The sequence below is a fragment of the Novosphingobium oxfordense genome, from assembly GCF_044029435.1.
Lineage (GTDB): Bacteria > Pseudomonadota > Alphaproteobacteria > Sphingomonadales > Sphingomonadaceae > Novosphingobium.
Genome location: NZ_CP147007.1, coordinates 20,459 through 47,420 on the forward strand (window position 1 = coordinate 20,459; position 26,962 = coordinate 47,420).

The 26,962-nt window shown below is 59.2% G+C and carries 24 protein-coding genes and 1 pseudogene; 8 read left to right on the forward strand and 17 right to left on the reverse strand.

The annotated features are described in order from the left end of the window. Window positions 1–151 precede the first annotated feature (151 nt). From WBP07_RS20110 to WBP07_RS20130, 5 genes are all read right to left on the reverse strand, one after another. Window positions 152–853, reverse strand: a complete 702-nt coding sequence (locus WBP07_RS20110) for an energy transducer TonB (RefSeq protein WP_395396200.1) — start codon at window positions 851–853, stop codon at window positions 152–154. A 122-nt stretch (window positions 854–975) separates the two neighbouring features. Continuing rightward, complete coding sequence (locus WBP07_RS20115) at window positions 976–3,279, reverse strand: TonB-dependent siderophore receptor (protein ID WP_395396201.1); 2,304 nt, start codon at window positions 3,277–3,279, stop codon at window positions 976–978. 391 nt (window positions 3,280–3,670) lie between these two features. Beyond that, window positions 3,671–4,870 (reverse strand): FecR family protein, encoded by a 1,200-nt coding sequence (locus WBP07_RS20120; protein WP_395396202.1) that lies wholly within the window; start codon window positions 4,868–4,870, stop codon window positions 3,671–3,673. Further along, entirely contained in the window at window positions 4,815–5,318 is a 504-nt protein-coding gene (locus WBP07_RS20125; protein WP_395396203.1) for a sigma-70 family RNA polymerase sigma factor, read from the reverse strand. The genes WBP07_RS20120 and WBP07_RS20125 overlap by 56 nt, the downstream gene beginning before the upstream one ends. Window positions 5,319–5,596: 278 nt before the next feature. Further along, window positions 5,597–6,376, reverse strand: a complete 780-nt coding sequence (locus tag WBP07_RS20130; RefSeq protein WP_395396204.1) for a class I SAM-dependent methyltransferase — start codon at window positions 6,374–6,376, stop codon at window positions 5,597–5,599. A gap of 87 nt (window positions 6,377–6,463) precedes the next feature. On the opposite strand from WBP07_RS20130, the gene WBP07_RS20135 reads away from it, so the two are divergent. Continuing rightward, on the forward strand, window positions 6,464–6,907 hold the full coding sequence (locus WBP07_RS20135; RefSeq protein WP_395396205.1) for an Rrf2 family transcriptional regulator: 444 nt from the start codon (window positions 6,464–6,466) through the stop codon (window positions 6,905–6,907). 247 nt (window positions 6,908–7,154) lie between these two features. Here WBP07_RS20135 and WBP07_RS20140 read toward each other — a convergent pair whose 3' ends face one another. Next, window positions 7,155–8,555 (reverse strand): DUF1254 domain-containing protein, encoded by a 1,401-nt coding sequence (locus WBP07_RS20140; protein ID WP_395396206.1) that lies wholly within the window; start codon window positions 8,553–8,555, stop codon window positions 7,155–7,157. 759 nt (window positions 8,556–9,314) lie between these two features. Between WBP07_RS20140 and WBP07_RS20145 the strand changes: the two genes are divergently transcribed. The 3 genes from WBP07_RS20145 to WBP07_RS20155 all read left to right on the forward strand — a co-directional run bounded on the left by WBP07_RS20145 (window position 9,315) and on the right by WBP07_RS20155 (window position 12,171). Beyond that, window positions 9,315–9,536, forward strand: coding sequence for a hypothetical protein (locus tag WBP07_RS20145; protein ID WP_395396207.1), 222 nt, complete (start codon window positions 9,315–9,317; stop codon window positions 9,534–9,536). Between the two features lie 687 nt (window positions 9,537–10,223). Next, on the forward strand, window positions 10,224–10,607 hold the full coding sequence (locus WBP07_RS20150) for a hypothetical protein (protein ID WP_395396208.1): 384 nt from the start codon (window positions 10,224–10,226) through the stop codon (window positions 10,605–10,607). 169 nt (window positions 10,608–10,776) lie between these two features. Beyond that, the gene (locus tag WBP07_RS20155) at window positions 10,777–12,171 is read left to right on the forward strand and encodes an RNB domain-containing ribonuclease (protein ID WP_395396209.1); all 1,395 of its coding nucleotides are present in this window, start codon (window positions 10,777–10,779) and stop codon (window positions 12,169–12,171) included. A 178-nt stretch (window positions 12,172–12,349) separates the two neighbouring features. Here the strand turns inward: WBP07_RS20155 and WBP07_RS20160 are convergent. The 4 genes and pseudogenes from WBP07_RS20160 to WBP07_RS20175 form a co-directional block, all read right to left on the reverse strand. Beyond that, a pseudogene (locus tag WBP07_RS20160) lies at window positions 12,350–13,150 on the reverse strand (hypothetical protein); the annotation flags it as partial. 63 nt (window positions 13,151–13,213) lie between these two features. After that, window positions 13,214–15,094 (reverse strand): molecular chaperone HtpG, encoded by a 1,881-nt coding sequence (gene htpG, locus WBP07_RS20165; protein WP_395396210.1) that lies wholly within the window; start codon window positions 15,092–15,094, stop codon window positions 13,214–13,216. 832 nt (window positions 15,095–15,926) lie between these two features. Further along, window positions 15,927–16,769 carry a hypothetical protein gene (locus WBP07_RS20170; protein WP_395396211.1) on the reverse strand — a complete coding sequence of 281 codons (843 nt, stop codon included), beginning with the start codon at window positions 16,767–16,769 and terminating at the stop codon, window positions 15,927–15,929. Window positions 16,770–17,230: 461 nt separating this feature from the next. Then, complete coding sequence (locus WBP07_RS20175) at window positions 17,231–17,449, reverse strand: hypothetical protein (RefSeq protein WP_395396212.1); 219 nt, start codon at window positions 17,447–17,449, stop codon at window positions 17,231–17,233. 809 nt (window positions 17,450–18,258) lie between these two features. Between WBP07_RS20175 and WBP07_RS20180 the strand changes: the two genes are divergently transcribed. Continuing rightward, on the forward strand, window positions 18,259–18,420 hold the full coding sequence (locus tag WBP07_RS20180; RefSeq protein WP_395396213.1) for a hypothetical protein: 162 nt from the start codon (window positions 18,259–18,261) through the stop codon (window positions 18,418–18,420). Window positions 18,421–18,699: 279 nt separating this feature from the next. Here the strand turns inward: WBP07_RS20180 and WBP07_RS20185 are convergent, their stop codons facing one another. The 3 genes from WBP07_RS20185 to WBP07_RS20195 all read right to left on the reverse strand — a co-directional run bounded on the left by WBP07_RS20185 (window position 18,700) and on the right by WBP07_RS20195 (window position 21,845). Next, the gene (locus WBP07_RS20185; protein ID WP_395396214.1) at window positions 18,700–19,560 is read right to left on the reverse strand and encodes a YiiG family protein; all 861 of its coding nucleotides are present in this window, start codon (window positions 19,558–19,560) and stop codon (window positions 18,700–18,702) included. A 780-nt stretch (window positions 19,561–20,340) separates the two neighbouring features. Next, window positions 20,341–21,597 (reverse strand): tyrosine-type recombinase/integrase, encoded by a 1,257-nt coding sequence (locus WBP07_RS20190; protein WP_395396215.1) that lies wholly within the window; start codon window positions 21,595–21,597, stop codon window positions 20,341–20,343. A 71-nt stretch (window positions 21,598–21,668) separates the two neighbouring features. Next, window positions 21,669–21,845 (reverse strand): hypothetical protein, encoded by a 177-nt coding sequence (locus WBP07_RS20195; RefSeq protein ID WP_395396217.1) that lies wholly within the window; start codon window positions 21,843–21,845, stop codon window positions 21,669–21,671. Window positions 21,846–21,888: 43 nt separating this feature from the next. On the opposite strand from WBP07_RS20195, the gene WBP07_RS20200 reads away from it, so the two are divergent. Continuing rightward, the gene (locus WBP07_RS20200; protein ID WP_395396218.1) at window positions 21,889–22,776 is read left to right on the forward strand and encodes an NYN domain-containing protein; all 888 of its coding nucleotides are present in this window, start codon (window positions 21,889–21,891) and stop codon (window positions 22,774–22,776) included. 301 nt (window positions 22,777–23,077) lie between these two features. On the opposite strand, the gene WBP07_RS20205 is transcribed toward WBP07_RS20200, so the two are convergent. From WBP07_RS20205 to WBP07_RS20220, 4 genes are all read right to left on the reverse strand, one after another. Next, window positions 23,078–24,040 carry a quinone oxidoreductase family protein gene (locus tag WBP07_RS20205; protein WP_395396219.1) on the reverse strand — a complete coding sequence of 321 codons (963 nt, stop codon included), beginning with the start codon at window positions 24,038–24,040 and terminating at the stop codon, window positions 23,078–23,080. Window positions 24,041–24,155: 115 nt separating this feature from the next. After that, window positions 24,156–24,299 carry an SDR family oxidoreductase gene (locus WBP07_RS20210; protein WP_395396479.1) on the reverse strand — a complete coding sequence of 48 codons (144 nt, stop codon included), beginning with the start codon at window positions 24,297–24,299 and terminating at the stop codon, window positions 24,156–24,158. An 88-nt stretch (window positions 24,300–24,387) separates the two neighbouring features. Further along, a complete protein-coding gene (locus WBP07_RS20215) occupies window positions 24,388–24,858 on the reverse strand; it encodes an SDR family NAD(P)-dependent oxidoreductase (protein WP_395396220.1) in 471 nt (156 codons plus the stop codon). A 96-nt stretch (window positions 24,859–24,954) separates the two neighbouring features. Next, window positions 24,955–25,539, reverse strand: a complete 585-nt coding sequence (locus tag WBP07_RS20220) for a TetR/AcrR family transcriptional regulator (protein ID WP_395396221.1) — start codon at window positions 25,537–25,539, stop codon at window positions 24,955–24,957. A gap of 272 nt (window positions 25,540–25,811) precedes the next feature. Between WBP07_RS20220 and WBP07_RS20225 the strand changes: the two genes are divergently transcribed. Continuing rightward, window positions 25,812–26,432 carry a hypothetical protein gene (locus WBP07_RS20225; RefSeq protein WP_395396222.1) on the forward strand — a complete coding sequence of 207 codons (621 nt, stop codon included), beginning with the start codon at window positions 25,812–25,814 and terminating at the stop codon, window positions 26,430–26,432. A gap of 203 nt (window positions 26,433–26,635) precedes the next feature. Continuing rightward, window positions 26,636–26,815: a hypothetical protein gene (locus tag WBP07_RS20230; protein ID WP_395396223.1), complete on the forward strand. Its 180-nt coding sequence runs from the start codon at window positions 26,636–26,638 to the stop codon at window positions 26,813–26,815. The last annotated feature ends 147 nt before the right edge of the window (window positions 26,816–26,962 follow it).

Genomic DNA, 26,962 nt, shown 5'->3' on the forward strand with positions numbered 1-26,962 from the left:
CTAGTTGCGATCCATTCGCAAGAACTGCCCTGTCTCAATGCTCGAACGGCTAAGATTTGGCTGGTCGGTGGGCACTTCCTCCAATAGTTCTTGCTTGTTGGCATGTGCCAGACCGACCGCCGTATCCCACGTCAGGCCCATGTGAATTCCCTCAGCGCATGAAGAACTCGACCGGCACGACGAGTTCGATGTTTTCGCCCTTCACGTCCTCGGGCGGTTTCGGCAGCGGCTGCGCGCGCTTCGGCAGAGCCAGCGCCTCCTGATCGAGCGAGCGAATGCCGGAGGACCGCTCCAGCGAGACGGACAGCACTTTGCCCTGCCGGTCCATCGTGAAGCAGATGTAGGGCACGCCCTGCTGCCGCGCGAAATGCGCATCGCGCGGGTAACGCTTCACTTTGTCCAGCGCGGCGAGCACCATGCCCTGCCAGGTAGGTTTACCGCTCGACATCTGCGGGGCCGGCGGCGCGGGCTTGCTGACGGGCGCGGTGGTCTCCTTGATTGGCGGGCCCGGATCGGGCGGAGTGGGAAGGGCAGGCGGCGCTGCGGCCACGATGTTGGTGCTGGGCAGGACGATCTTCGGCGTTTCGATCGCGGGTTGATCCGGTTGTGGGACAGGCTTGTCCTTCTTGACCTGTTCGGGACCCGGCGGGACCTCCCGAACCGGCTCCGGCGGGGCTGCGGGCGGCGCGACGTTGACGGCCGTGAGCGTCGCCGGCGGCGGCGGGGCGGTGTAGGTCTGCCACGTCAGGAACAGGCCGGCGAGGATTGCAAGGACAATCGCGACCGTGCCGCCCAAGCCGACCAGTCTCGTGCCTATTGGCGTGGACTGATCGGCATAACGCGGGGAGGACACAGCCGCTTCGCATGCCGTAGGTTCAGTGTCTGGGACAACTCCTGCGGAAGGTGAAGCGGGCATCAGGGCTGAGCTCGTTTGAGCAGCACCATAGTTACGACGATCCTCGCAAACGTGCGCCATCAGAACCGATAGCGCGCCGTAAGCATTGCGTTGCGAGGATCGCCGTACACGCTGGTAGGGTAGGCCAGACCCGACTGTCCCGTAAGCGAGCGGTAGTATTTCTTGTCGAACAGATTGTTGACGTTGAGACGGAGATCCAGGTTCGTCGTTGCCTGATAGCTGGCGTTCAGACCGACCAGTGCGTAGGCCTTTTGCTCCTCGTGATAGGCAATGCCCGACGTCGTTCCATTGTTATAGATCGTGCTTTGCCAATAGAACGATCCGCCGATCCGGATCTTGTCCAGGTCTCCCGGAAGACGATAGTTCGTGAGGATCTTGACCAGATGGCGAGGCACGTCGGTATCGAACAGGGTGCCGATTTTCGTTGCATCCGCGTCCTCGCGGTATTTGGCGAGGGTATGAGAGTAGCCAGCGGTAATCTGCCAATCAGGCGTGATGGCCCCGTCGACCTCGAAATCGATGCCTTCCGCCCGCACCAGTCCTGCGGCTTCATAGCAGGTTGCGGTGGGATAGGTGCTGCATTGGGTCTGGTCGCTGATCCGGGCAGCCCGGTTGGCCTGATCCATCCGGAAAAGGGCGAGTGAAAGGTTCAAGGTGTCGCCGAAGTAGGACCCCTTGATGCCGATCTCATAGTTCTTGCCGAGAACCGGTGCGAGCAGTTTATGATCGACATCGTAATAGTTTTGCGGCTTGAAGATGTCGGTATAGCTGACGTAGGCGGAATGATGGCGGTCCAGATCGTAGATGAGGCCGGCATATTTCGTCAGATGATGATGCACTTCGTAGTGGTTCGATGTGTTCCAGCGCGGCTGTGCATCCGAATAATCGTACCAGTCCAGGCGCCCACCGGCGATGAGCTTCAACCCATCGGCCAGATTGAGGCGCGTCGTTGCATAGATATTGGCCTCCTTGATGTCGCTATCGAGCCACGGAAGGATGGTGAGGTCAGGCTTGGCGATTGCGGACGGGTCAAAGTTGTAGAGGTCGATGTTGCTCGCCATCAGCCCACCCTGGTTGGTATTGCCGTCGAATTGCACCCGGCGATATCCGCCGCCCAGAACCAGTTCATGCTCCCTTCCGAGCAATTTGAACGGGCCACTGGCATACAGCCCGTAGCTGCTCTGGTTTTCCTCATGTTCGTTGAGGGCATTCAAAAGGTCATAGGTCCCGCTGGTGACGTTGGAGCGGATATAATGGCCCAGCATGTTGAGCTTCGCCCATACCTTGTAGGCTGAGAGGTTGACCTTCCACCCGTTGTCGAACCGGTGCTCCAGCGACGCGAACAGGGAGGTGCTATCCTTGTCCCAATATTCCCAGTCGCTCGCATACGAAGTCGAACGCGGAAGATCGAGATGGCTGCCGTCCGCTGCGACAGGCATGCCGGTGAATCCATTGCCGTCGAGATCGTCTTCCTGACGTGTGGCGGAGACGCTTAGCGTGGTGCGCGATCCGAAGTCCTTCTCGACGATGCCGTAGATCATATTCCGCTTGCTGTGTTCGCGGTCGCGGAAGCTGTTCTCGTCATTGTAGGTGCCGACGACGCGAGCCCTGAGCGTGCCGTTCTTGTCGAGTGGTCCGGAAAGATCAGCCTCGGCGCCGTAGCGGTTCCAGTTGCCGACATTGCCGGCGATCGAGAATTGCGGTTCCAAGGTCGGACGTTTGCGGACGAGGTTGATCGCCGCCGCAGGATTGCCGGAGCCGATCGTCAGACCCGCCGCTCCGCGCACGATTTCCACGCGATCGTAGATGGCTATGTTCGGATCGACGAGGTCCTGTGAAAGCTGCGAACTGGAAAGTGTGACGGGCAACCCGTCGAACAGGAGGTTGTCGACGCTCAGGCCCCGCGCGTAGAACCGCTGGCGCTGCGGCCCACTCGTCCAGTAGAACAAGCCCGGCACGTTCTGGATGACATCCTTGAGAGCCAGCGCACCCTGATCTTCAATGGCCTGCCGTGTGACCACTGTGACAGATTGCGGGGTTTCGCGGATCGACAATGGCAGCTTCGTCGCGGTCGCCATGCTGGCGGTGGTGTAGGAGTGAGTCCCTTCGGTCGCGGCCGGGTCGCTTGTCACGCTGGTGAAAGCACCAGTGCCGCCGCCTTCTCCCTCAACCCGTACAGGCCCCAACTCGATGGCGCCTTGAGCAGAAGGGGCCGCCGCCAGCGTGACGATCTTCCCTTCGATGCGATAGCTGAGGCCGGTTCCGGCTAGAAGGCGGCTCAGGGCCTCCGGCGCGGCCATGCTTCCCGATACCGCGCTGGAAGTACGGCCGTCCGGCAGGGAAGCCGGTACGCTGATCTGCATGCCGGATTGACGACCGAAAATGGCGAGAGCCGTTGGCAGCGATTGCGCGGGAATGTCAAAACTGCGGGTTCCCGCTGAAGGAGCCTGCGCATGAACTGGCTGGCTCAATGCCACTGCCAAAGTGGAGCCTGCGAGAAGGGCAGCTATCCACAATTTCCGCCCATCGCTCGCCCGTGCTTTACCCCCAATCGTCATTTTCGAGAACGCCCTTCAATCAAGTTACAACCCGAGGGCGGCATCCCAGCATTTTGAAAATGCGAGGCAAATGCATTATACCCTCGCTTTGTATCGACTGCCGAGCACATGAATTTTTCGGAAAAAAATCAAAAATCTTGATTTTCGGCGAAAAGGGCAGGTTTTAGAGCGGCTTGGATTTTGAGCGGTTCGGGCCTCAGCCCTGCGAAAGAACCATGAGCCAGGGTGTTATTTGAGTGACACGACCACCATAGGCCTTCGTGAGAGCGCGCATGGCATCGGCCGGGTGGCGAAGATCGTAGATGCCCGTGACGTGGCGTTGTGCAAAGCGATCGGATCGAATGATGATAAGGCCTTTGTACCAAGGGCGCAGGGCTTCAACGACGTCGCTCATAGGCTGGTCCTGGACGGCGAGTTGCCCATCGCGCCAAGCCCCCATCAGCTCTGGTGACGAGGCATGTTTCGTAATGGTGGAGCCGATCGAGATCGTCTGCCCTGCAGTCAGGCGTTCTGAAACACGCTTGTTCGGCACATCGCCCTCGACCTTCACGATGCCTTCCTCCACGGCAACATGGACCTGATCCTGGACCATTCGGACCTCGAAGGCAGTACCGATGTCGGTCGTGGTCACATCTCCTGCCACCACCTGAAACGGGCGGTCGGCCCCGTGCTTCACATCAAACCACGCTGTGCCACGCAGCAGAGTTATACGGCGGGCCTGCGACGAATAGGCGACCTTGATGGCGGACTTGGGCGCAAGATAAGCGCGAGTGCCATCTTCAAGCGTGAGCGCCCTGACTTCGCCCGTCTCTGCCAATGCATCTGCTTGCCAACGCAAGTTCATTTCCGGCGCAATTACGACCCCCAGAACTGCGGCGGCAGCTGCCGAAAGTGCGATTGCCATGACTGGATGCCGGCGAAGGTGCCTATGGCCTGCGATCGAATGTCGACGGGATGGTCGCCCGGAAGTAATCGAGGAACCATCGCGGTCTCTCAGATGCGACCAGCGCTCGCTATGTCTCGGTTCGGTTTCGCCGATGCCGGTGTAAACCTGTGCCGTTTCCTCCCACGCGGCGGCGTTTAGGCTACTGAAACAGCGCCAGGCTTCAAACTGTGCTCGCAATACGTCATCATCAGGTGCTTCCTGCAATGCGACGATCCAGTCGAGGGCTTCTGTATCCGACTGCTGCGCCATGGCATCATGATCTTCCGTCATCGACGCTGCTCCGACTGGTAGGCCATGGCTTGGTGCCAAGCCGATGGGCGGCGAGCAAGCGCCACAGAATAATGACTGTCTGGCATAGATCTTTTTCGGTTTTTTCTTGAAGGCGGCATCGTCGTTATCGCAGCCGGGAGCGACAATGCGCCACGCCTTCAGTGACGAGTTGGTGGGCAAGCGTGACTGAAATGCCAAGTTCATCGGCAATTTCCCTGAGTTTGGCGCCGCCGAAGCGATGCATTTCCACCGCAATCCGCATCCGCTCCGGTAGCTCAGCCAGGGCCGCGGTCAGACGATCAACCTCAACTCTTGCGAGAGCGGCCTGTTCGGGCGAGGGGGCGTCGGCTGCCACACCTAGTAGCACGGCCTCACCATCTGCTTCATGGGTGTCTATATGCTGGCGCGCACGTCGGATCCAATCCAAGGCGAGATTGCGTACGATGCGGGTGAGATAGCCGCCCGGGCGGTCCAACACTTGTCTCGATGCCATTTCACCAAGGCGGAGATAGGCTTCCTGGACGACATCCTCGGCGTCGGCTTGGTCGCGTGTGATCTTCCGAGCATAGCGGATCAAGTTCCGTCGCTGATGGATGATCTCTTCATAGTCGAGCTTGGAAATCGCCACTTGCATCGCCTTGATTCATGGCGCGAAACGGCACTTCCAGTTCCACTTCTTGCGAGCCAGTCGCAACAATAGCGGGAAGCAAGCGACTTTGCAAATGATCGGCGAGGGTGATTTGGGCATGAATGTAGGTTCGCCATGACGGCGGAACAGGGCGCGTGTATTTCGGCAGGTCGCGACAAACTCGAGCCGTTCCCTGACTGCGCCAGGACGGCTGCTTTTGCCGAAACTCGCCATTCCCGCTTCGAGGCAGGAGATTGCCGCTAGGCAAATGGTCTGGTTCACCGCCGGGCTACCGCGATAAGCGCGGTAGAAGGAATAGGAAGGATCGCGCGATCGCCGGCCATAACCTGCACTTCGGCGACGACCGCGACTTTCTCCGCATCACTCAAACTGGTCCAGTCAGGCGACATACCGAACAGGGTATCGGGTTCGACAAGCAGGGTCATATCCAGCGGATAATCGTAGGTGACCTCTTCAATCCGTGGATCGCTATATCCGGCAAGGACGAGCTCGTGCGCGAAATCAGCCGGATCGCTCAACGCCCCGACTGCCTCCGGCATAGTCATGCCCTCACGATCGGGAAACAGCTTGCGACGGATCTGGCCGAGCAGCAGGAAGGTCGCGGCGCCCCGGTCCTGCCAGGTCGCGATAACGCCCGTCCCGCCGATGCGTGTCACCCTTGCCATCTCGGCAAGGCCCTTGCGCCAGTCCGGAAACATGATGACGCCGAAGATCGAGAACACCGCATCGAAACTGCCATCGTCCAGGGCCAGTGCCTGTCCATCCATCACCCGCGTTTCGACATTGGGCATGTTGGCCGCTGCAATACGCGCCACCATGCCAGGCGAAAAGTCCGTCGCGAGTACCTGCGCTCCGCTTCGTGCCGCCGTGAGCGCCAAGGCGCCAGTACCGGCCGCGACGTCAAGGACGCGGCTGTCCGGTGTCAGCGGAACGCGTGCCAGCGCCGCTTTGGCATAGAGGATGGTGAAAGGGTGCGCCGTCTTCTCATAATGCTGGGCGGCTGTGTCCCAATGGTCGGGGTTCTCGAATTCCGGCATGGCGAACGCTCCACGAATCATGTAACATTAAAAGTATCGTGAAGAGACGCGCTTGCCAATCCCCTCCGGTCCGGGAAAGATCATACCGTGCGTAATGACAGCCGCCTTTCAAGAATGCTCCATGTTCTGCTCCACATGGCACGCCATGATGGCCCGATGACGTCCGAGACCATCGCGCGGATGCTCGGGACGAACGCTGTTGTCGTCCGTCGCACGATGGCGGGCCTGCGCGATGCTGGCTATGTCAGGTCCGAGAAGGGGCATGGCGGCGGCTGGGCGATCGCCGCAGATCTTGAGATGGTTTCGCTACTGGATGTCCACCGGGCGGTAGGTGGTCCCCGCATATTCGCAATCGGCAGCGAGCATAGCAATCCGCACTGCGCAGTCGAAAAAGTTGTCAACGCTGCGGTAGAGGATGCGCTGCGAGACGCCAAAGCGCTACTGGTCGCCCGGCTGGGTGCTGTCAGTCTCGCCGAACTGGCGCGAGGGTTCGAAGTGCGTTGCAGTCAGGCTGATGAGCGTCGCGCCTAGATAATGGCTGACCCTTTGGCTACATAGTGCGGACAGCAGACGACCCAAAATGCGTCGCTCGCGGTAAGACTTTGAACGTCAGCCCCTGCCAGGACCTGCCGTTCGCTCGGCGCGAAGCCGCTTGACAGCAACGCGCAACATTCTGGACCTTCGCGGTCACGCTAGGCATCCTAAAAGCTGCTGTCTGCGAGCCCTGCAGCCCTTCGTAGAAAGCGGACATTTGAGGAAAGCGCGTCCGGTCATCGTATCACGCCTTCATTACGTCCGGGAGTTTCCAGGTCTTGTCGAAAAACGGCTCGAGCGGGCTGTAGAAGCGGAAGATGGGAAACCAGCCGCGATCGGGCAGGGTCTCGATCCAGTTCCTCTCTTGCCCCTCCGGGCAGCGCGGTCCGAACCACACGTCGATCGTGCCATTGTCATTGACCTGCGGCGCGGAATACTTGCTGATCGAGGGGAACGCTTGGCTGGTTTGGAGTTGCGAACGACTCAAAGAGTCGTAAACCAGCACCGACCAGAAATTGGCGATCGGCACGTCCGCCGGTACGCGCAGCCGGTAGTTCTTCGCACCGTCGAGGAAGTCGCCGTCAGCGTCGCGATAGGCCCACAGATATTGCGAGCCCTGGCCGACGTGCTTGTCCATCATCGCCGGGTCGTTGCCCAGGCCCATATAGTAGCAGAAGGCGCGCGAATCGACCTGCAACACCCCATCCTTGAGGAATGTATACGGCACGCCCGCAGGCAACTGCTGCCACTGCCCGCCAGGGTAGTAGAAAGTGGTCAGATCGTGCGAGGCGAAGCAATTGCTTCGCGCGAACGCCGCTGCGGCATGCGCTGCTTCCGCCAACAGCGCACGGTCAGGCGCGAACGGCTTGCCCTTCTCGATCCCGATCGACTGCATATGGAAGCGCTCGAGCGGCGTAAAAATCTCCGCCGGCTCCTCCTGGACGATCTGGTCGAGCGCCTCGAAGAAGGTAATTGTGTCCGAGTGGATCGTGTCGATCGGCTGGCCGGAGCCGTTGAAGAACGCCAGCTCGGGCGGATTGTCCGCCTGCACCAACGGATAGATTCTGAGCCGCTTCATCAGCGCGACGGCCTGGTCAGTCTTATTGTCCACCTTGAAACCGCGAAGGCCGTAGATCACGCTGAAGGTCGGGGAACGCACGGTGAAATAGCCCGGACGATCCTCGGTAGTGTCGCCTGGGGGCAGGAACAGATATTTGCCACCTTCACCCTTGTCCGGCCCGAGCGGCCCGAAATCGACAAGGAAGCGTTGTACCGCATCCATCGCATTGCCGAGCATGCTGGGCGGCGCCTCGAACACCATTGGCCCGTCGTGCAGATTAAGGAATCCGAGGCAATAGACCGTCTCGGTGTTCGCCGTAAGCAGCAGCGTTTTGGCGTCCATCAGAGTTTCCCAGACGATCGTCTGGTCTGATCCTTTCACGCCGAACCGCTCGAACCCGCGCCGCGTCTCCATGACCGCGACTGCGGGGATTTGCGTCAGATACACCTCGATCGCGCGGTTGAATTTGAGCTGGTCGTACAGCGCGTCCGTCGCTGCCTGTGTTGGGTAACCACCCCGGAACTCGAAGTCGCCGAACCGGGTCTTTACCGTCTCGCTGTTGATCCAGCCATGGGACTCAGCCATGCGCGATCTCCTTCGGGTTGTAGCACTATAAGCCGCCAGGAGATCAGAGATATCGGGGTTTTCACCGGGTGAGGGCGCGATGACCCCTTAGTGACGCCGACCATGTGTACAGACGAACTGTCTCTGTTTTGGATGCGCAATTCCGGGAGGTGCCCAAATGAAGCTGACCCATTCCAGCCAGGTGCAAAATCTTTATTGTCTCGGGTTTCCACGGAATTATTGAGGTGTCCTGGTGCCTCGACTCGGGCGCGACGCGTTCTAGTGAATTGATCGGAACAAAAGGTTCCCGTCGGAGGCTTTCCAAGCAGCAGCGGAGCAGCCAGATCGGGGCGTGCAAACAGATATCGAGATCACTGCGCAGGAAACCAAGCGGCTTGAGGCGAGCCTTGCGGTGCGTCGTTCGCCGCAAGAGCGTGTGTGGCGGGTGGGACATTGTGCTGACCGCTCGGGGGCAAGTGCCCAGGCAATTATGGGCACAACGGGCAACAAGCGTCGTTCGCTTCGGCTGGCTCGACCATCCGGTGAACTTGGGCAGCCATTAAGGAACCGAAATCATGTGCTCTAGGTTCGGTACGTCGACTTGAGCGGACGACCGATTATGCTCGAGGTGGCGCCGTGCTGTGAGTCTTTTCTCTCGTCACGGCGATCCAACCGATCACTACTGGAATAAAGCAAGCGAACCCGCTGAGAGACAATTCAACGGTCCCCCATGGCCAAGAACCTAGTCTCCACCGCGGGCCGATTTGCAAAGATAAAAGCATGGGCAGAAGCCACCAGCCGGTGATCGCCGCGTTCCGAAGGCGGTATGATGTCAGTATGAACAATACGAGATATGAGCCAGCCGCCGCTGCCACCGCAAGAAACGATGCAACCGGCGTCATGCTGATCTGGCTGATCACAATTAATGGAAACGCTGCCATCGCTATTAGCATTACGCTGGCGCGGCGATATCGAGATCTGTCAGAATTGCGTTTGAAATAATCGCCCATCAGCATTGCGTAATTCAAATCGAACTCGCTTGCTAGCTCCGGTCGACGGATGGCCGCTTTGTTGGCGGATCCGGAAATGGCCGGTTCCGTATAAAACCCTGCAAAGCTGAGAACTGTACGGTTCCGGCGAGACCGGAAATTGATTGGTGCAGATGGGAGCGATTGGGTTGAGGGCGCGATCTGCGGGTCACACCCTGCCCTGGTTTAGCCTCTCCGACAGGCCGACGTTTGCCGTTCCGCAGCTGATCCTCGAAACTTGCGGTTGATCCGCGCTCTGACACGCTCGCGTTGAAAGGCCGCGAACAGCAGCTAAGCGGCAGCTATGACTGCATCCAACCTCGACTTCTGCCTGTAGTACGCCTTCTCCGGGAATGGGACGGCACTTCGCGGAGAAGGCGGCGGCCGCTTGGCAAGGTCAACGTGCGCGACACGAATAAGCATCCCCATTGCGTCGGCATGTCAGGCTCAGTGGCATCGATGCGCCGCATGCTGCGATCGAGCGACTGCTCGACGACGTGCGATTTGAATATTCGAATCGTGGCGGCTGGTTGAGCAGCCAGTGGAATACATACGCAGACATAACTGCCGGAGCGGCCATGAAACTCCGCTTGACCGCCCCTCGGAAATCTTTCGCACGCTCGCTAGCACTGCTTCCACAAGGACGGCAGCAATTGCAAAAGTGGAAAGCGCCGTCCACGCCGACATCCAAGGTAAGGAGCGATCAGCGAGAGACGCGGACCTTGTGATGATGCCGCCATTCCGTCCAGCAACGACGATGATTGCCGCGATACCGTCGTTCGATCCAATGCCTTGGCCGCTCGTAGTGAGGATGGTCTCGGTAGTGCCGATCGTGTCGTTGCTCGTAGCGATGTCGATCGCCACGCGGATGGGCGTCATTGCAAGTATGAAAGATATTTTGATAATCTTCATTGCGACCTCCGGATGGGAAGCAGTTTTGCATCATACCCCGCTGTTCAGGATAGGTCAGCGTTCAGTGAATGGAGGGCCGGTTTCACGGAGCCGAAATAAATCGTCTCAGGCCATCTTTGTCGCCGAAGCCTGAGCCGAGCAGGGCGCTATCGCCAGGTAGCGGGTTGATGGTGGGAGCGGATGCTACTCGTCGGCAGCAGCCAACGCGGCAGGTTCATTTCTCATGCCGCCGCTTTGCATCAGCGCCGATCGCCGCCATCGACCTGCTTCCCATTTTCGCCTGGCCATACTAAGCCATCACCATGAAAGTACTTGCTGATCCTGAGCGGGTCCTAGTTGATGGGCTTGCAGCCATCCGCAAGCAGTACGCGGTACCGCGTGATTTTCCGGCGCCAGTGGTAGTGGAGGCCGACAATGCGCGAAGCCGACTGCCAACCGAGCACGCAGACTGGACCGATCGTGCGTTCGCCACGCTGGACCCTTGCGCCTCAACGGACCTTGACCAGGCCTTCCTACTCGAGCCGGCCGGAGCCGATCTTGTTCTGCACTACGCACTTGCCGACATCGGCTGGTTCGTGCCTGAGGGCGGAGCACTTGAGTCGGAAGCGTGGAAGAGAGGCGTCACGCTCTACCTGCCCGACGGGAAGGCAAGACTGTACCCCTCGGCCCTGAGCGAAGGCGCCGCGAGCCTGCTGCCCGACGGTCCTCGTCCCGCCATCGTGGCAAGCATACGGTGCAGCCCCGAGGGTGCGGTCGTGCTCGATGGCATGACACGAGCGATCGTTCGAAGCTGTCACAAGCTCGGTTACGAGACAACGAGCGTGGACGAGATTCCCCATCTTGCCGACTTTTCGGAACGCATGCGCAGAAGCGAAGATGCTCGCGCTGCAGCCCGAGTCGATCCGCCTGAACAGGCGGTGGAACGCGATGAACATGGGAACCTCTGTCTGACCTTCCGTCCTTGGCTTGCTTCGGAGATTGCAAACTCCCGGCTTTCACTGGCGGCGAACATGGCGATGGCGGCGGCCCTCCTGAAGGCCGAAACGGGCCTCTTCCGCGAAATGCCACTTCCGGACGAGCGTGCTGTCCACAGTTTGCGAAACACCGCCAACGGACTAGGACTTGTTTGGCCGGCCGCCATGTCTCTGGCGCAGTTCGAGCGATCGATCGACGGTACGACGCGTGCGGGCGCATGCTTTCAGTTGGCAGTGCGACGCTCGACGGGCCGGGCGCAGTATTTGCCGTTTACCGCGGGGCATATCCCTTGGCACGCGGCACTCGGTGCAACCTACACGCACGCGACCGCGCCGATGCGGCGGCTCGCGGATCGTTATGTGCTCGAAGCAGCGCTCGACGTGGCGAATGGCCGGTGCGTGAGCCCGCGTTGCATTCGTGCTTTCGAGGAGTTGCCGGCGATCATGAACACTGCCGACGCGCGCCAGAGCACGGTCGAGAGGGCAGTCATCGATCTGGCCGAAGCCTCTCTTCTGATGGGCCGCGAGGGCGAAACGTTCGAAGCCACGGTGACGCAGTTGGACGAGAAGGGCGCACGCATCCAGTTGCGTGATCTTCCGGTGCTGGCTCGGGTAGACAGTGACAATGCATACGCCGGGCAAAACCTAACCGTCAGACTTGTTGTGGCGGATCCGGAGCGCCGGGAACTGCGCTTCGCGGCAGTCAACGCATCAAGCGGATGAGGATCAGAGGCCAATTCAGCTCCCGTCCAAACCTGTTCTGCCCTAAGCCTTTTTTAACATTATCGGTCGGTAGCTGCCAGCATAACGGATGAGGTAGATGGTTCCCGTTCACGGCATCCAAGTGCCAAGATGGTTTTGTTGTCATGCAATCTGAGCACGGAGCCACCTGCCACGCAGATTAGCACGATCGGCATGGGTTTGGCCAAGAACGTTTTTCCGGTTCACGGTAGCAGCGCGACGGGCGAGGTTGTACTTCACAAGGCGTCGCAATCATAAGCGAGCTGGCCATGCCGATCTTGATGTGGGCGCGCAATGCACGATGGTGCGCGCAACCTGGCCCATCCGGTGCTTCTGCCGCGCGACGACGTACTTGACGGCCGAACGCACCGCTGATCGCCTCACGTGGGCGCGCGCCATCGGGCCGGGGTTCGGCTTTTGCTGGAAATGTGGCTAGTGGACATAGCCTTGGCCCGGAAGGCTTCGTTCTTCTTTGATCCGTAGCCCCCAACAGCTCGGGTGCCCAGGGCGGTGTTGTCCCTACGTATCAGCACCGGCAGCCGCGTCCCACCATGCGCATTTGCCGCGCCGGCATTGCAGGTTCGGATCAAGCCGCAGTTGCGATCGATGCCTATGTGGTTTTTGCAGCTGAAAAATCTGGACGGCGAGATCGATCAGCTTGAACGCGTCGGGGGCCGCGCCTTCCTTCCCTTTGGCCTAGGTGTACTGCCGCTCCAGCGGGCATCGCGATCCTTCCGCCGGACATTCGCGGGCTTGTCTCTCCAGCGTTCGGGATGAGGGTCACCCTGATTACTGCCTTCTCCTCCTCGATATTGCGCTGCTTGGGTGCCGGCACCACGGTGGATCGTTGATCTGCCCGCCATAGCGACATAACCTTGGTCGGTCATCGCCGCATCGAAGCGGGCGAAGAGCCGGCGATCGCCCTGACCTTCACCAGGTTCAGCCATGCCTTCGTCGCATCCGCATCTCAGAGGCGGCCCGCCGGTAAAACAAGGGGGAGCAAAGTCGCTCCCCCTTGCGTGTATTAAAGGGTTTTGGCCATCAGGCGCTCGAGCCGTTCAACGAACGCCCGCGGGTCGGTCGGAGCTTCTCCCTCCGCAATTCGCGCCTCGTCGAGCAGAAGATACGCAATGTCGCGCCGTTCGTCGTCACCGGCACTACTCTGCCCCAGCTTGCCGATCAGCGAGTGGCCGGCGTTGACTTCCAAGACCGGCTTTGCCCTTTCCGGCGCCCGTCCAGCCGAGGCCAGTATTTTTTCGAGTTGAAGATCCATCGCGTTTTCAGGCGCTACGATACAAACTGCGCTAGTGGTAAGGCGATCCGACACACGCACATCGGAAACGTGGTCGCGCAGTGCTTCCTTGGCGAAAGCTACGAAACCCGTCACCTCTTCGCCGACGCTTGCCGGCTCGTTGCCCTCGGACAAGGGAATGAGGCTGAGATCGGCCGCTCCCTGCGTGACGGATTTGAAGGGCTTGCCATCGTAATCGATGCCCGTGGTCGTCCAGAAATTGTCGACTTGGTCGGGTAGCAGGAGCACCTCGATCCCGCGCGCCTTGAAGCCCTCGAGCTGCGGGGAACCGGCGATCCGATCGAGGTCATCGCCCGTGGCATAGTAGATCGCCGTCTGGTTCTCCTTTAGCGAGGAGGCATAATCCTTGAGCGAGCGCCATTCGCCGTTCGACGAGGTCGTTTTGAAGCGGGCGAGGCCAAGCAGGCTCTCGCGCCGCGCATAGTCCTCGTAGAGGCCTTCCTTCAACACCGAGCCGAAGTTTTCCCAGATGGCCGCATAACGCTCGGGCTCGGCGTCGGCGAGCTTTTCAAGTTCGGCAAGGACGCGGTTGCTCACGCCCTTCTGGATCGCGGAAAGGACGGGACTATCCTGGATCATTTCGCGCGACATATTGAGGGGAAGGTCTGCGGAATCTACCAGACCGCGCACGAAGCGCAGATAGCGCGGCAGAATTTCTGCCTCATCGGTGATGAAGACGCGGCGAACATAGAGCTTGATGCGTCCATTGCGGTTGGGATCGAACAGATCGAAGGGCTTGCTTTCAGGGATGAAAGTCAGAACCGAGTACTCGTGCCGTCCTTCGGCTCGGTAATGAAGGGTCAGCGCAGGCTTGTCGAACTGGCCCGCCACGCTACGATAGAAATCGGTGTAGTCTTCCTCTATGATCTCGGACCTCGGCTTCGTCCAGAGAGCAGCGCCATCTGCAATTTGCAGGGCTTCCTCGTCACTCCCGGCTTCCTCGATGAAGATCGGGACCGGCACATGGCCAGACTGGGCTTTGATGATCCGTTCGACGTTGTACCGCTCGGCATAGCCCTTCGCATCTTCCAGCAAGTGCAGTGTCACGCGCGTTCCGCGATCAGGCGCCTGAGAAAGATCGGCTGACGCGATGGTATAGGTTCCACGCCCATCGGAAGACCACACCGCTGCTACTTCCTGCCCAGCGCGGCGGGATACAACGTCGACGGCACCGGCCACCATGAAGGCCGAATAGAAACCCACGCCGAATTGGCCGATGAGTTGCTGGCCACCACCGTCGTTGTCGGCGGAGAGCCGGTCCATGAAGGCCTTGGTTCCTGAGCGGGCAATGGTGCCGAGAGTTTCCCCCATGTCCGCAGCCGTCATGCCGATGCCGTTGTCGGCGATGGTCACTGTCCCGGCCTCCTTGTCGAGCGTCACGGTGATCCTGGGCTGAGGGTCTTCGCCGAAAAGCGCCGGGTTGGCGATTGCCTCATAGCGCAGCTTCTCGCACGCATCGGCGGCATTCGAGATCAGTTCGCGCAGGAACACGTCGCGGTCTGAATAGACCGAGTGGACCATCATGTGCAGAAGCTTGGAAACGTCGGCCTCGAAGGCGCGGGGTTCAGGGGCGATAGCGGAATCTGTCGTCATCGTATCCTTGGCTCGCATGTTTCAGACTTGCTGCGATCAGATGGATGGGACACGCGAACTCTTCAAGACGGCTGGTATTGTGATCGAACCATTTTTGCGCCCAGAAATCCGATTAGTCGGTCGTTATACCGGCCTGGAGGGCCGCACGCTCTTGTCGTGGGCGAAGCCGCTCATGCGTCTCGTCCTCGATGAGCGCTATCGCGCGTTCCCACAAGGTAGACCTCGGTACGAAGACAACCGTCGCGGCAATCGAAACATCTCTCAGCGAGGTTGTCGGCGAATTTGTCCCACCGCTCTACGAACGCTTCGACGGATACCAACTCTCGCCCGATCTTGTTGCGGCACAGATCGCAGAAATCCTTCGATACCGCGATTCTAAGAAGAGGATACTTTGAACGAAGGGCGTTTCTCGCCTCGGCGACGTTCGGCCGAGGAAGTTGAGGCAACTGGAGTAAGCCAAGAACTTGAGGGCAAGCTGGCACATGTTGAGGCTCATAGCATCCCCGCATTAAACGGACTGGCCGGCAAGTCCGTTTGCCCGCATCGATAAGGCTGAGGCGGGCGGTCGTCCATGGGGTCTCAGTATGAGAACAATGCGCACGCCATGGCCTGCCCCGGCTCCTTTTGCCGGCCACCGTAAAGCTGCCGAGCTTACTGCGGACATTCGCTGCGCGAGCGGCCGCAATTTTGTCCACGGCTGTGATCTGTACGTTGGGAACAGCAGCTTGCCCGCCCGACGCACCGGCGGAGGCGTCCCAACTGCGACGGTTAGCGAGAACCCGAAGGAAGGTCCGGAGTTTTCCGAAACCGGCCGCTACAGGCGCAAAAATGCTCAGTGGGACGGCGTAACAGCGGATCGGCTTTGTTTTGCATCGACCGCAGTGCAGGACAGGAGCGTGCTGGCTTGCGGCGCCAGTGTCAAATCCATCACAGGATACGCGTCAATCGGTGCGCGGTCGCTCCAGTTCGGGCGCCAACGGCAATCGCGCCACTCAGCAGGAAGTCGAAGCGTGACGAGGCGGCTACGATCGGCATCGTCGCGCAGGCCTTCTTCGAGATTTGCAGCGAGAATGCGGACCGTGCCGTCCTTGCCGGTCCAGGCCGCGACCGTTCCCGTCTGCTCGCGGTCGATCATCTGCGCGCCGAACTTGCCCGCGCGGGCAAGTTGTCGGTTCAACGTTGCCGCAGTAGCGGCAAACGGCGTGGGGTCGCCGTTCAGCAAGTCTCGCAGCGGACGATTCCAATATTCAAATAGTGGGGCAGGATCCCACAACGATAAGTTCGACTGGCCGGATTGGTCCGATACAAGCCCCGCCATGTCGCCAAAGCTGTAAACGATATTCGAGACTGGCGCGCTGATCCTGGTCATCGGCGGTGGAGCGTCGAACTCGGCGGGCAGGTTCCGGGTGTTGCTCGGCCACGCTGCACCGGCGGTAGCGCGCAGCACGCCGTCCTGGATGCTGGGCTTGTGCGGCACGCTGGTGACGCCCAGCAAGCGGGCAAATGCTGGATCGGTCGCTCCGCTGACAGCGCCGAAGAACGACATCGGCTGGCCGGCGCGCGCCATGCGTTCCATCTCGGCGATCTGCGATGCCGGCATGCCGGTGGTTGCGCCGAACACGAAAAGATCGGATTTCACCTTAGGCAGCCATTCGGTGCGCGTGATCGAGAGCACCGGCAGCGGCCATTTGATGATCGTTCCGACCTGAGCACGGCTGGCGCGCCGGCCTCGATATTATGTCATTCCACACGGACGTCGGCATCAACAATCAACCGGCGGCGAGCGGTTTCGCAGAGCTGACCGCAAGCAGCACACCCGCGGTAGACGCAGTTCCGCAGGTCAACTCGAGTGGGATATCCGCTCCTTCACCGAGCAGCACAAGGAGAACCCAAAATGCTACAGATGAACCAAGTCTTCCGACGAGACCCTCGCCTCGCTCAAGCGCTCCTGCCAGACCGCTGAACGTATCTTATGCGGCGAACTTAGAATCCGTGAATCGCGGAGCCCGAATGCCGCGCATCTGTCATTGGCGGCGATGTTGATCGCGATAAGCCGCGACTCACGGTCGAGAACGACGATATCGGGACGGACGCGGCCGAGTGGCAGAAGCGTTCCGCGCGCCGTTCGATCGTTGGCTAGTGCTTGCCTGCGTCCGCCGCGGCGTTCTGCGAAGTTACCTCGTCGGCGCCGGTCCGGTCGGCCTGGAAGAACCCGAAGCCGACTATGACCGCGAAAACGATGACCACCAGGATCAGTCCTGCGACCAAGGCGTTTCGGTTGGTCTTGTTTCGGGATCCGGCGCGCGCCTCGATTTTGTCGAGGTGCTTCTCTGTACCTTGTTTCTCGGTGTGCATGCACTACTCCTTCGATGTTTCCTAGCGTCCATCTTCGGTTCAAGTTCCCGGAAGGGTGCGAAAAGGGCTCTCCGTTGCCGCCCCACGCGCACCAAGTTCGTGCTATCCGCATTCCGGATGGCTCCGGGGAGAGTATCGGCGTCGAATACGGGGTGTCGTCTTGTAGGGTGTTGGGTCCCTCATGGTCGGTCGGTGAATACCCTCCCGGAACTCCCCTTTGGCATTCCATGCTGCACAATTGGGCCAAGTTCCCGATTCCGAACCTTTGATGAGAGGCGTCGCTTCATGGACGATCTCGAGTATCCTAAAGCGCGCTGGCGGGTGGACTTTCGGGCACTTGCTCAGACTTTCATGCCACCGGTCGCATCAGCAACGGGGAGACGCCTTCGAGGTGTGACTTCATGGCTATGATTGCCGCAGAGCCGCCGTTACACTGGCCAGAATGCACAAGATTGCAGGGGTTGCGTGCCTTGCTTGGCAAACATCTCGAAGACCATGGCGAGGACGATGAAAGTGAGGATCTGGGACCGTGTCTGGAACGGCTGCAATGTAAACCAGCTGAGCGCACCGCAGAGTGCGAAGAGGGCAGGGGGCCGCCGCCGGCAGTGGTTTCCTCAACTTGTGCATCGCAGCAACGGCAGGGCCGCGTAGTTTCGCTGATATGGTCTTCGGCTTTGTTCAATCAGATCACAATTTGACGTCCGCGGGAGGGCTGCGGAGGTAACGCGATCGTACAGATATCGGACCGAGATCGCTCCAGGGGTCGCTAAGCCCGATAGTTCAATACCTCCATCGGCAGTCTGCAACTATTGGACGACTATCCCGGCGACGCTACGGCCGCAAAAATCTACGACGATCTCGACGCCTCGCGGGCACTGCAGGCCTATCTGCTCGGGTTGCCGATGATGAACCAGGCCGGCATGCGCGGCGCGCTCCGCGCGTACGCAAAAGTGCAAAACACGATCATTTGATTATTCATCTTTGGTCGGTGAGATCGTCTCACCGACTAATATTCGCCCTAGTCGCTCGTTCAAGGGTCGATTTGACGTTCCCGAAATTGCCGGTCCGGTATCCTCCGCCCACCGGACTCGTCCGCGATGAAGAGCGGTGGGAAGTCGTCGTAACCCTCTCCCTGTAACGGGAGAGAGGAACGGCCGCTTCGGGGCGTTTTCAGCTCAGTATCCTGGCCGCCGTCACCCGTCATCTCAGGTGAGGCGGCGCAGCTTCGCTGCTAGCTTAACGATCGACCATCAGCACTGCTTGATGTTGATGTTGCTAATCACGTTGTTGTAGTTCCGCAGCAGGGTCTCTCCATCTTGAGCCTGTTGCGGCTTCATCAACATGAATGATGAATTATTTTTGCTCTCCTTCGCATATGTGCTGTCCTCGGTCCGCTGAATGATATTTCGTCCAGCGGCCAGATAGGCGTTTACATGTAGCATGAAGCCAGGGCACCCGTCCTTGTTCGTCTCGCGAATCTTGTTTTCGAACTTTGTACCCGTGATATTGAACTGATCCAGCGATGCCTTGAAAGCGTCCTTCTGATCGCCGAGGCCCTTGCCGTCGAGAACGCCCGATGCATGGTCCATGCTTTCCTTGATATGGTAGACCATACCCATGCGGTAATAATCGAGGGTGTCCTTCTTGGTGGCCTGGAACTCAGCCCTGATCCGAGCCCGGTCCTTGGCATCGATACCCTTCATGTAGGCAGACTGAGCAGTCGCTAGGTTCTCGAGGGTGGCGATTAGTGCAGGTTGGATTTCGCGGCCGTGCGCACCCTTATCGCTAGTGTAGGTCTTCGCCTCGATATAGTTCGCCATATCGCGATAAAGTGGATCGACCTTGCCAAGTGCTACGCTGTAGGCGCGGGCAACGCCATCGAGTTCCACTATATCAGGCTTCATAGTTATCGCCTTGTCCAACTGCTCCTTGATCCTTCCGATTCCAGGCTCAGAAGGGAAGAACAAGTTGGTCATATCCTTCTTTCCATCGAAGACAGGCTCGATCGATTTTCGGTACGTTTCCAATCTTTGCGCGAATGAAACCTGCCCCATATTGGCGGCTTCAACGTAGGCATTATATTTCTGCATTTCGCTCTGATCGGCGGGCATATGCGCCTGATGCGATTTATCGTTTTCTGGCTACCGCAGGCGGAAAGCGCGAGCACACAAGCCGAGAGAGCCAGCGAGCGGATCAGCATTTTCGTAATCACTAAATTACCTCAGGGGAATTGGTACCAAGAGTTGGCGCGAGGTGCCCGCGGCAGTGGGATCGCGGGCGCTTCATGTCTCCAATGCCCTGATCGGCTATGGCATTCAAATCCAATGAGTTGAGCGGATGTCGAGAATGTTAGCTTCGCTTTCAAGTTCACCTTGATTGCCGCGTGGAGTCTTGGGCGGGCTAGGGCGTGCTACCCGACACCGACGCGATCCTTGGCGCCCTTATTCCGTGCGTCGGATATACCGCAACGGAATGGGAAAAGGCCGCTTCACAATCTTCACGCCATGCCCGCTAAGGGGCGGGGACCGACCGGCGAATTCTTTGTACTTCCGAAACGAACTGCTCGGCACATCGGACAGGCAGCTATCTGCCGTCCCCACAACGATCACGCGGCAGTCGCCTATCGGCCAACATCGAACATCGCCGACGAATTCCGGTAGTTCGCACGCGTTATCGCCCCTTCGACCAGACGCCTGCAACTCGCAATCCGAAAAATTGCGCCCGGACGGCCTCCGTTCACAAATCCGGACTGCCAGATTTTGATGGCCGGTTTCACTGCTGAGAATGCTAAGGGCTTGCATGCGGATCAACGCAATAGATCAACGACCCTTCGCTTCCTCAACGAGGTGACGGTTCCGCCGAATTTTCAAACGGACTCAACCGATTGTTCGCTACATTTCCCTGGATTCACGACCCTTACCACTGCCGAGCCTGGCCGCAGAAAGCCTCGCCAACCGGTAATCGGCGACATGATCGGCGGCTTCGTACACCATCGATTCTTCAAGGTGGACGTATGCCATGAAAATTGAAAGCTGGCGATGCGCAGTCAAAGCCATGCCGACTTTAATGGGCACTCCTGAGTTCGCTATATCGGTTGCCGCTCGGTGCCGAATGCCATGCGTACCGACGTACTCTACGCAGGAAACTTGTAGTGCCTTCTTCCAGGCCCGGCGATACGATTGATACTGAATTGGTTGAGCTGGATCGTTCGAATTTGAGACCACAAACGGTGAGCCTCCGGCGCGAGATAATGCGATATCCAACAAATTCCTAGCCTCATTTGAAATGGGTTTCCACATCGGGCCAGTCTTACTGTCCGGCCACTCAATCCTTCTTCGGTCGAAATCAATCCAGGTCCATCGCAGTTGCAGAATTTCGGATGCTCTTGCTGCAAATGCAAACTGGAGCCGCATGGCTAAGCTATAGGCCAACGGCGCGCCGCCTTGCCCCTCCGGCAATTCAAGATAGTCCATCAGGCGTACCATCTCATCCTGTCGAATAAGCCGCGGGCGCTTCTTCTTAATCATGGTCGTGATTCCTTTACAAGGGTTCGTATTTTGTGAACGAAACCCCCACTCCTCAGCCCGATTGAACATAGAATTAAGGATAATTAGCACCACATATGCAACTCCCGGAGTAGAAACGAGATCATCCAGAAAATCTTCGACATCTCTGCGGGTGATAGAAGCGACCTTATGGGATCCAATTTTACGAATAATGTACTTGTCAAGTAAATACCTGTATGATTTTTGCGTATTTTCTTTATTTCGAACAAGCGTCCACTTTGCGTAATAATATTCTGCATATTGCCGGAGCGGCATGCTCGCGCGCAATATAGCCCGAGCTCGCGATGGATCCGCGCCGCTACGCACTTCAGCCAGCCATCTTTGAGCGATCGCTCGAGCCTGCTGTATAGTCAGTTCGCCATACAGCCCGAGTGCAGGCTTCCTCCTCCGCCCATCACATGTACGGTATTGGAGCATGAACGTCTTGCGACCAGCAGGCGTGACCTTGCAAATAAGACCAACTACGGCGGTATCTCGCAGTTCGTACGCTTTGGCTTTTGGCGCTGCAGCGTCCAAGATGCGCTTGGTGAGTTTCAATGTTGGCATTTTGAGGACCTTGAAGCGCTGTACCAGGAGCCACATGGGAACCATGCGACAACAAACTCCAACGAAATTTTTTCAAGATCAGAGTATGGTAGGATAGAAGAAACCCTTTAAAAATAGATGCCTATCTTACTCCAGCGCACTCCAGCAAAGCTGCCGTTCACCGCTCTGGGGCGGAACGGCCGGAAAGTCCCCGATGCGGCATCTGGTGCTGGGGAAAACCCGAACTTTGCTTGTTGTTCGGCGGCCAATTTCTGACGTCGAACGCGGTCAGTCAGGTTTTCCATCCCGACCGCGCGGGCCTTTTCATTCCGAGACGCGACTGCTCAAATGTCTGTGGCGTTCGCGGCATCGCTGCGCGGAAAGGTAACTGACTGGATTTGGGGGGACACGGTGAAATTGGAATATCTAGACCGCAGCACGCCGGATCGCAGGATTGCGTTGCTTATCGATGCCGACAATGTGCCACATGGCAAGATTGCGGAGATGCTTGCAGAACTATCCAAATACGGGACGGCAAACATTCGACGCGCCTACGGGGATTGGGCAAGCGCGGGCCTCAAGAATTGGAAGGATAAGCTGCACGATTTCGCGATTCGACCGGTCCAGCAGTTCAGCTATTCCACCGGCAAGAATGCCACGGACATAGCGCTGGTAATTGACGCCATGGAACTATTGTATACGCAAAAGCTCGATGCCTTTTGCATTGCCTCCAGCGATGCCGATTTCACGCCGCTGGTGATGCAGCTGCGAGGAAACGGGCATGAGGTCTACGGCTTCGGTGAGCGTAAGACACCTTCGCCGTTCGTGAACGCCTGCACTGCGTTTCTTTACCTCGACACATTGGGTGAACCGCTCGTTGCCGCAGCTCCATTGGTGCCGGCCGTAAAGCTTAAGGCCGCCGCCAAACCCGATAGCAATGGAACAGTCTTGCCTCCAAAGGCAGCGGGCAAGGCGCTGTCGCAGGACACCAAGCTTGTTGCCATATTGCGTGGTGCAGTGGAGGCCACCGTCCGCGAGGATGGCTGGGCGCACATGGCGGCGGCGGGGGCAGCTGCACGCAGACAGGCACCGATCGATCCACGCAATTACGGCGTTCGGAACTTCACCGCGCTCTTCGAGGCGACGGGCCTATTTCATATCGTCCGCGTTGAAAATGGGCAGAGTTTTGTCGCAGACAAGCGCAACAAGGAGCGGACGCCGCAACCGAGCGGATAGAAGCTTTGCGCGATGCGTTTGCGTACAAACTGGCGGAGGCGTCTCTTGAAGCTGCTTTTGGACTTCCATCACAAGATCCGCGTTGCCTCTCATTTTCTTCAGCTAAGCTAGAGCTTCTTCGGCAGCTTGATATTCAATCTTCCATAGATGCTGCCGACTACGCTCTCTATCAGGCGCGGCCCCGGAAACGGAGGCTCGCGCCACAACCGGACCTCACGCTAATCCAGGGTAACACGGGATGGCTTCAGCAGGGGCCCACCCCGGAGGCGTCCTTCGCAAGGCGCCCCCGGGCAGGGGACGTTCATGGGATGAGGAGCAGTTTACCTGTGGTAGCCCGGCTCTCCATAGCTTCGTGTGCCAACGCCGCGGCAGAGAGTGGAAACTCCGTTGCCGGAGCAATGACCAGCTTACCTTCGCGGACCCAATCGAACAGGCGTTGTGTCCGTTCGCGGAGGAGTTCGGGGGTCGGGATATGGTCGGAGAACACGGCGTAGCCGATTTTTACGCTGCGCGGCAGACCCATGATGTCCAGGCCTCCCGGGCCGCCCAGAACCGGTCCATACCAACACAGGGTGCCAGAGCGGCGGAGCGAGGCAAGCGAGCCATTGAAGGTCGATGGGCCGGAACCGTCATAAACGACGGTCACGCCCTGTCCATCGGTCAATTCGAGCACCTCTGCAGAGAAATCGCCTTGAGCGTCGACGATTACATGGTCGGAGCCTGCGGCCCTTGCCGCTGCCACTTTCGCCCGACTTGAAACGCGGCCGATCACGGTGCCGCCGCGTAGCTTGATGACCTGCGAGAGGATCTGGCCCAGGCCGCCTGCCGCTGCATGAACAAGCGCGACGTCACCTTCTTGAACGGGATAGAAGTCGGTTGCGAAATGACTGGCTGTCAGGCCCTGCATCATCAGAGAGGCAGCTAGGTTGTCGTCAATGTCGTCCGGAACTGGGACCGCCGAGGTTGCGGGCATCACCACCTTGCTTGCGTAACTGCCCCAAGCGAACACCCACGCGACTCGCTGGCCAATCTCGAGTTCGGTAACGCCTTCGCCGACAGCAGCCACCCGCCCAGCCCCTTCCACGCCGGGAACCAGTGGCAGGGACATTGCGATTGTGCCCCTGCGCGTGCCGATATCCATGAAGTTCACCCCGGCCGCAGACACGTCGACAACGATCTGGCCCGGACCAGGCCGTACGTCCGCGACTTCCTGGAGTTGCAGCACCCCGGTGCTTCCAGTCGCTGCCATCGAAACAACTTTCATTGCTTGATTCCTTTCATTCTAAGTGATCGTTCCAAAAGTCGAAAAGAGCTGGGGCGTGGAGGCGGCACATCGCTTTCACGCGAAGCTTCCAACCTGTTTGCCATCCGGCTTAGGGTCAGAGGGTGGAGCCGCAATCGATCGCGGCGCTCGAACCAGTCATGTAGCCGGTCCAGTCGCTGGCGATGTAGGCAATCAGCCCAGCGATCTCCGAGGGCCTGGCGCCGCGCTTCAGCGGACTCTTGTTGGCAAGAAACTCGATGACACGGTATTGATGTTCGTGTCGGTCGGCCGGGGCTGGATGCTGTTAACGGCGATGGAAGGCCGAGCGAGGTCGAGGACAACAACCTTCACCATAGCCCGGCCGCCGCCTTGGTGGATTGGTAGATGCTGGTACTGGCCATGCCGGAGCGAATCGCGACGTTTCCGGCGACGGTGATTGCGCGGCCGCCGTCGTTGACGTGGGCGGCGGCCGCCTCGATGGCGAGGAACAAACCGCGCAGATTGAGCGTCTGGTCGAATTGGTCGACGGATACTGCATCGCCCGCATTCACCGCGAGCGCGTCGATCCGGTCAAACGTTTCGGTGGCTTGCTCGACCGCAAACAGGATTTGGCAAGGGTCGGAACTGTCCGCTTTGATGGCCATCGCTTCACCGGCGGCGGATGCGACCGCGCTCACCATTTGGTGCGCCTTGTCCTCACGTGACGCGTAGGTGAAGACCACCTTGTAACCATCCTTCGCGAAGCGTGCGACCGTCGCGGCGCCGATGCCGGGCGAACCGCCGAACGCCAACGCGGCTCTCTTCGTATCTTCCCTCACGATACTTCTCCAGTTATTGACTAAGTAGTCCATAATGCGCTATCGAGCGGCACATCCGGGCAATCCCACCTCATTTATGACCCCGGCGGAGGAAGCCTAGTTCGTCTTGAGCCTGTCCACGCTGAAGCGGGCCAGTTTGCGCAAGTCGTCGAGACTTCCGCCCGCCCGCGCTGCGGTCTGCAGGCCGGTCATCGTCATTTGCACAAAACTTGCTGCGTCGCCCGCGTTGATGGTGCTGTCGATCTCACCCAGCCGTTGGCCTTCCTCGACGCGCGCAAGCAGATGTTCGTGAAGTACCGGTGCGATTTTCTCACGGAGCGATGCCAGTTCGGGGTCCGTAGAACCGAACTCGCAGATCGATCCAACGCCCATGCAACCAAGCAATCGGCGGTCGTCGTCCTCATCGATGAGCCCGACGAGAAGCGCTTCGATACCGGCGATGGGGGACGCCGGATCGGTGAGGCGGCGTAGATGCCCGCTGGTTGTTCCGCGCTGATAGGTGCGCAGTGCTTCGACGTAGAGTTGACGCTTGTCGCCGAAGGCGTTGTAGAGGCTCTGGCGCCCAATCCCCATCGCGTCCTTCAGGTCGTCAGTCGACGTCGCCGCGAATCCCTTCGCCCAAAAAACGTCGATCGCCTTTTGGAGGGCTGCATCCCGATCAAATTCGCGTGGTCTAGCCATTGGGAGGCGATAACCATTATGGACCGATGTGTCAATAACGTTTGATGCAAGGGATGGCGAGTATGATTGGCGGGCGGATGCGCTGTCGCGCGAGCAGGCTCAAGCGGAGCAGGCTGTTGATTGCTGGCGTCTCTCCAACTGCAAATCGCGGCGGAGTTGCCGCAGGAGTCCTTCACCAAGAACAAATTCGGCGAGGAGGAGGGCTCAACCCTGATAGAGGGCCTCCTCGCCCCATACCGCGCAGACACCGGCGTTCAAACCGGAGCGATGGAGTGGACGAAGGCAGCACCGCCATCGACGTCTGGAACGTCGAGACCTTCGGCGAATTGTGTGGCGATCTCGATCTCCACGCCGATGTCATACTCGATTACATGATCACTTCGCGCCGCCAATGGTTGGAGCGCCAGGCTTCCGGCCATACCATGCGCTATCCCGAGAATCCCTCTGCTGGCGAGTTCATGTGGGGGACAGAGCACATCGTGCAACTGATGGAAGCGCGCACGATCCGCGCATGGCATTATACACGCCTTATCGATGCGGAGATCGACACGCCTCGGCGGGGCGGCATCTATCCGTCCAGCCTCGACACCCTCCGGTCCGCGCTTCGCGGCCCAGGTCGCGGCTGGCACTTTTACTCAGGAAGTCGCCGATCGCCTGTTCGCCGACAGTTCGTACCAGAGCGACCAGGTTGGCTCTCGCTCACACAAATTCTGGATGGTTTCGCTCCCCGCCGACATCAAAGGCGGCGGCGTCGAATTGCTACTCGAGAGCTGGGGCGCAGAGTCCGCCTGGTTCTGACAGCGGGGCGCGGCACTTCAGGACATGCTGAGACAGATCAGCCGACCACGCGTCCTGGGGTGGTTATGCCGCTCGCCCATTTCCGCCACAGCTAATCCGCGGCCGAGGCGATCTTCGCGGCCTATGGCAGGATGCTCAGTTGCCGGCCGGACAAGCACGCCTTCGACTTTTACACCCATCAGCTGTTCGGTCCCGCGCATTTCCTCGGGATCCACAGCGGAGGCGAACTCAATTTCAGCGTCATGGCTCGGGCTATCCGATTGGCTTCTTCGTCGTGAACCTTCCGATGGGACAAGGAATGAGCGAAGCGGACATTCTGTCCCTCGCGGCGGCCTTCGTGCGCGAGGTCGCTGGCGAACGGGCCGGGATTCGCCGCGCCCGCAGCTATTCGCTCTGCCCCGCGAGGCGAAGCACCGCGTCGATCATGATCTCTCCCCCGCGCAGCCTTTCGCCGGTTTCGCAAGGCTTTCATGGATGATGGCGGCGGCTCCCTCGGCGGCGGCCTTTCGGCGAATGGGCGATGGATCGGCTCAGCAAGGAGGACCAACATCAACGTATTGTCAGTTCAACCCACGATGTTTCACCTTCCTTCCGGATCGGCGATGAAAGCGACTATCAGTCTCCG

Excerpts from the sequence above, each read along its gene's own strand:
- WBP07_RS20115 (WP_395396201.1), bottom strand. The coding sequence starts at position 3,279 with ATGCAGATCAGCGTACCGGCTTCCCTGCCGGACGGCCGTACTTCCAGC.
- WBP07_RS20130 (WP_395396204.1), bottom strand. The coding sequence starts at position 6,376 with ATGCCGGAATTCGAGAACCCCGACCATTGGGACACAGCCGCCCAGCAT.
- WBP07_RS20140 (WP_395396206.1), bottom strand. The coding sequence starts at position 8,555 with ATGGCTGAGTCCCATGGCTGGATCAACAGCGAGACGGTAAAGACCCGG.
- WBP07_RS20145 (WP_395396207.1), top strand. The coding sequence starts at position 9,315 with ATGGGCAGAAGCCACCAGCCGGTGATCGCCGCGTTCCGAAGGCGGTAT.
- WBP07_RS20155 (WP_395396209.1), top strand. The coding sequence starts at position 10,777 with ATGAAAGTACTTGCTGATCCTGAGCGGGTCCTAGTTGATGGGCTTGCA.
- htpG (WP_395396210.1), bottom strand. The coding sequence starts at position 15,094 with ATGACGACAGATTCCGCTATCGCCCCTGAACCCCGCGCCTTCGAGGCC.
- WBP07_RS20175 (WP_395396212.1), bottom strand. The coding sequence starts at position 17,449 with ATGCACACCGAGAAACAAGGTACAGAGAAGCACCTCGACAAAATCGAG.
- WBP07_RS20185 (WP_395396214.1), bottom strand. The coding sequence starts at position 19,560 with ATGCCCGCCGATCAGAGCGAAATGCAGAAATATAATGCCTACGTTGAA.
- WBP07_RS20190 (WP_395396215.1), bottom strand. The coding sequence starts at position 21,597 with ATGTGGCTCCTGGTACAGCGCTTCAAGGTCCTCAAAATGCCAACATTG.
- WBP07_RS20195 (WP_395396217.1), bottom strand. The coding sequence starts at position 21,845 with ATGGAAAACCTGACTGACCGCGTTCGACGTCAGAAATTGGCCGCCGAA.
- WBP07_RS20200 (WP_395396218.1), top strand. The coding sequence starts at position 21,889 with ATGTCTGTGGCGTTCGCGGCATCGCTGCGCGGAAAGGTAACTGACTGG.
- WBP07_RS20205 (WP_395396219.1), bottom strand. The coding sequence starts at position 24,040 with ATGAAAGTTGTTTCGATGGCAGCGACTGGAAGCACCGGGGTGCTGCAA.
- WBP07_RS20220 (WP_395396221.1), bottom strand. The coding sequence starts at position 25,539 with ATGGCTAGACCACGCGAATTTGATCGGGATGCAGCCCTCCAAAAGGCG.
- WBP07_RS20230 (WP_395396223.1), top strand. The coding sequence starts at position 26,636 with ATGAGCGAAGCGGACATTCTGTCCCTCGCGGCGGCCTTCGTGCGCGAG.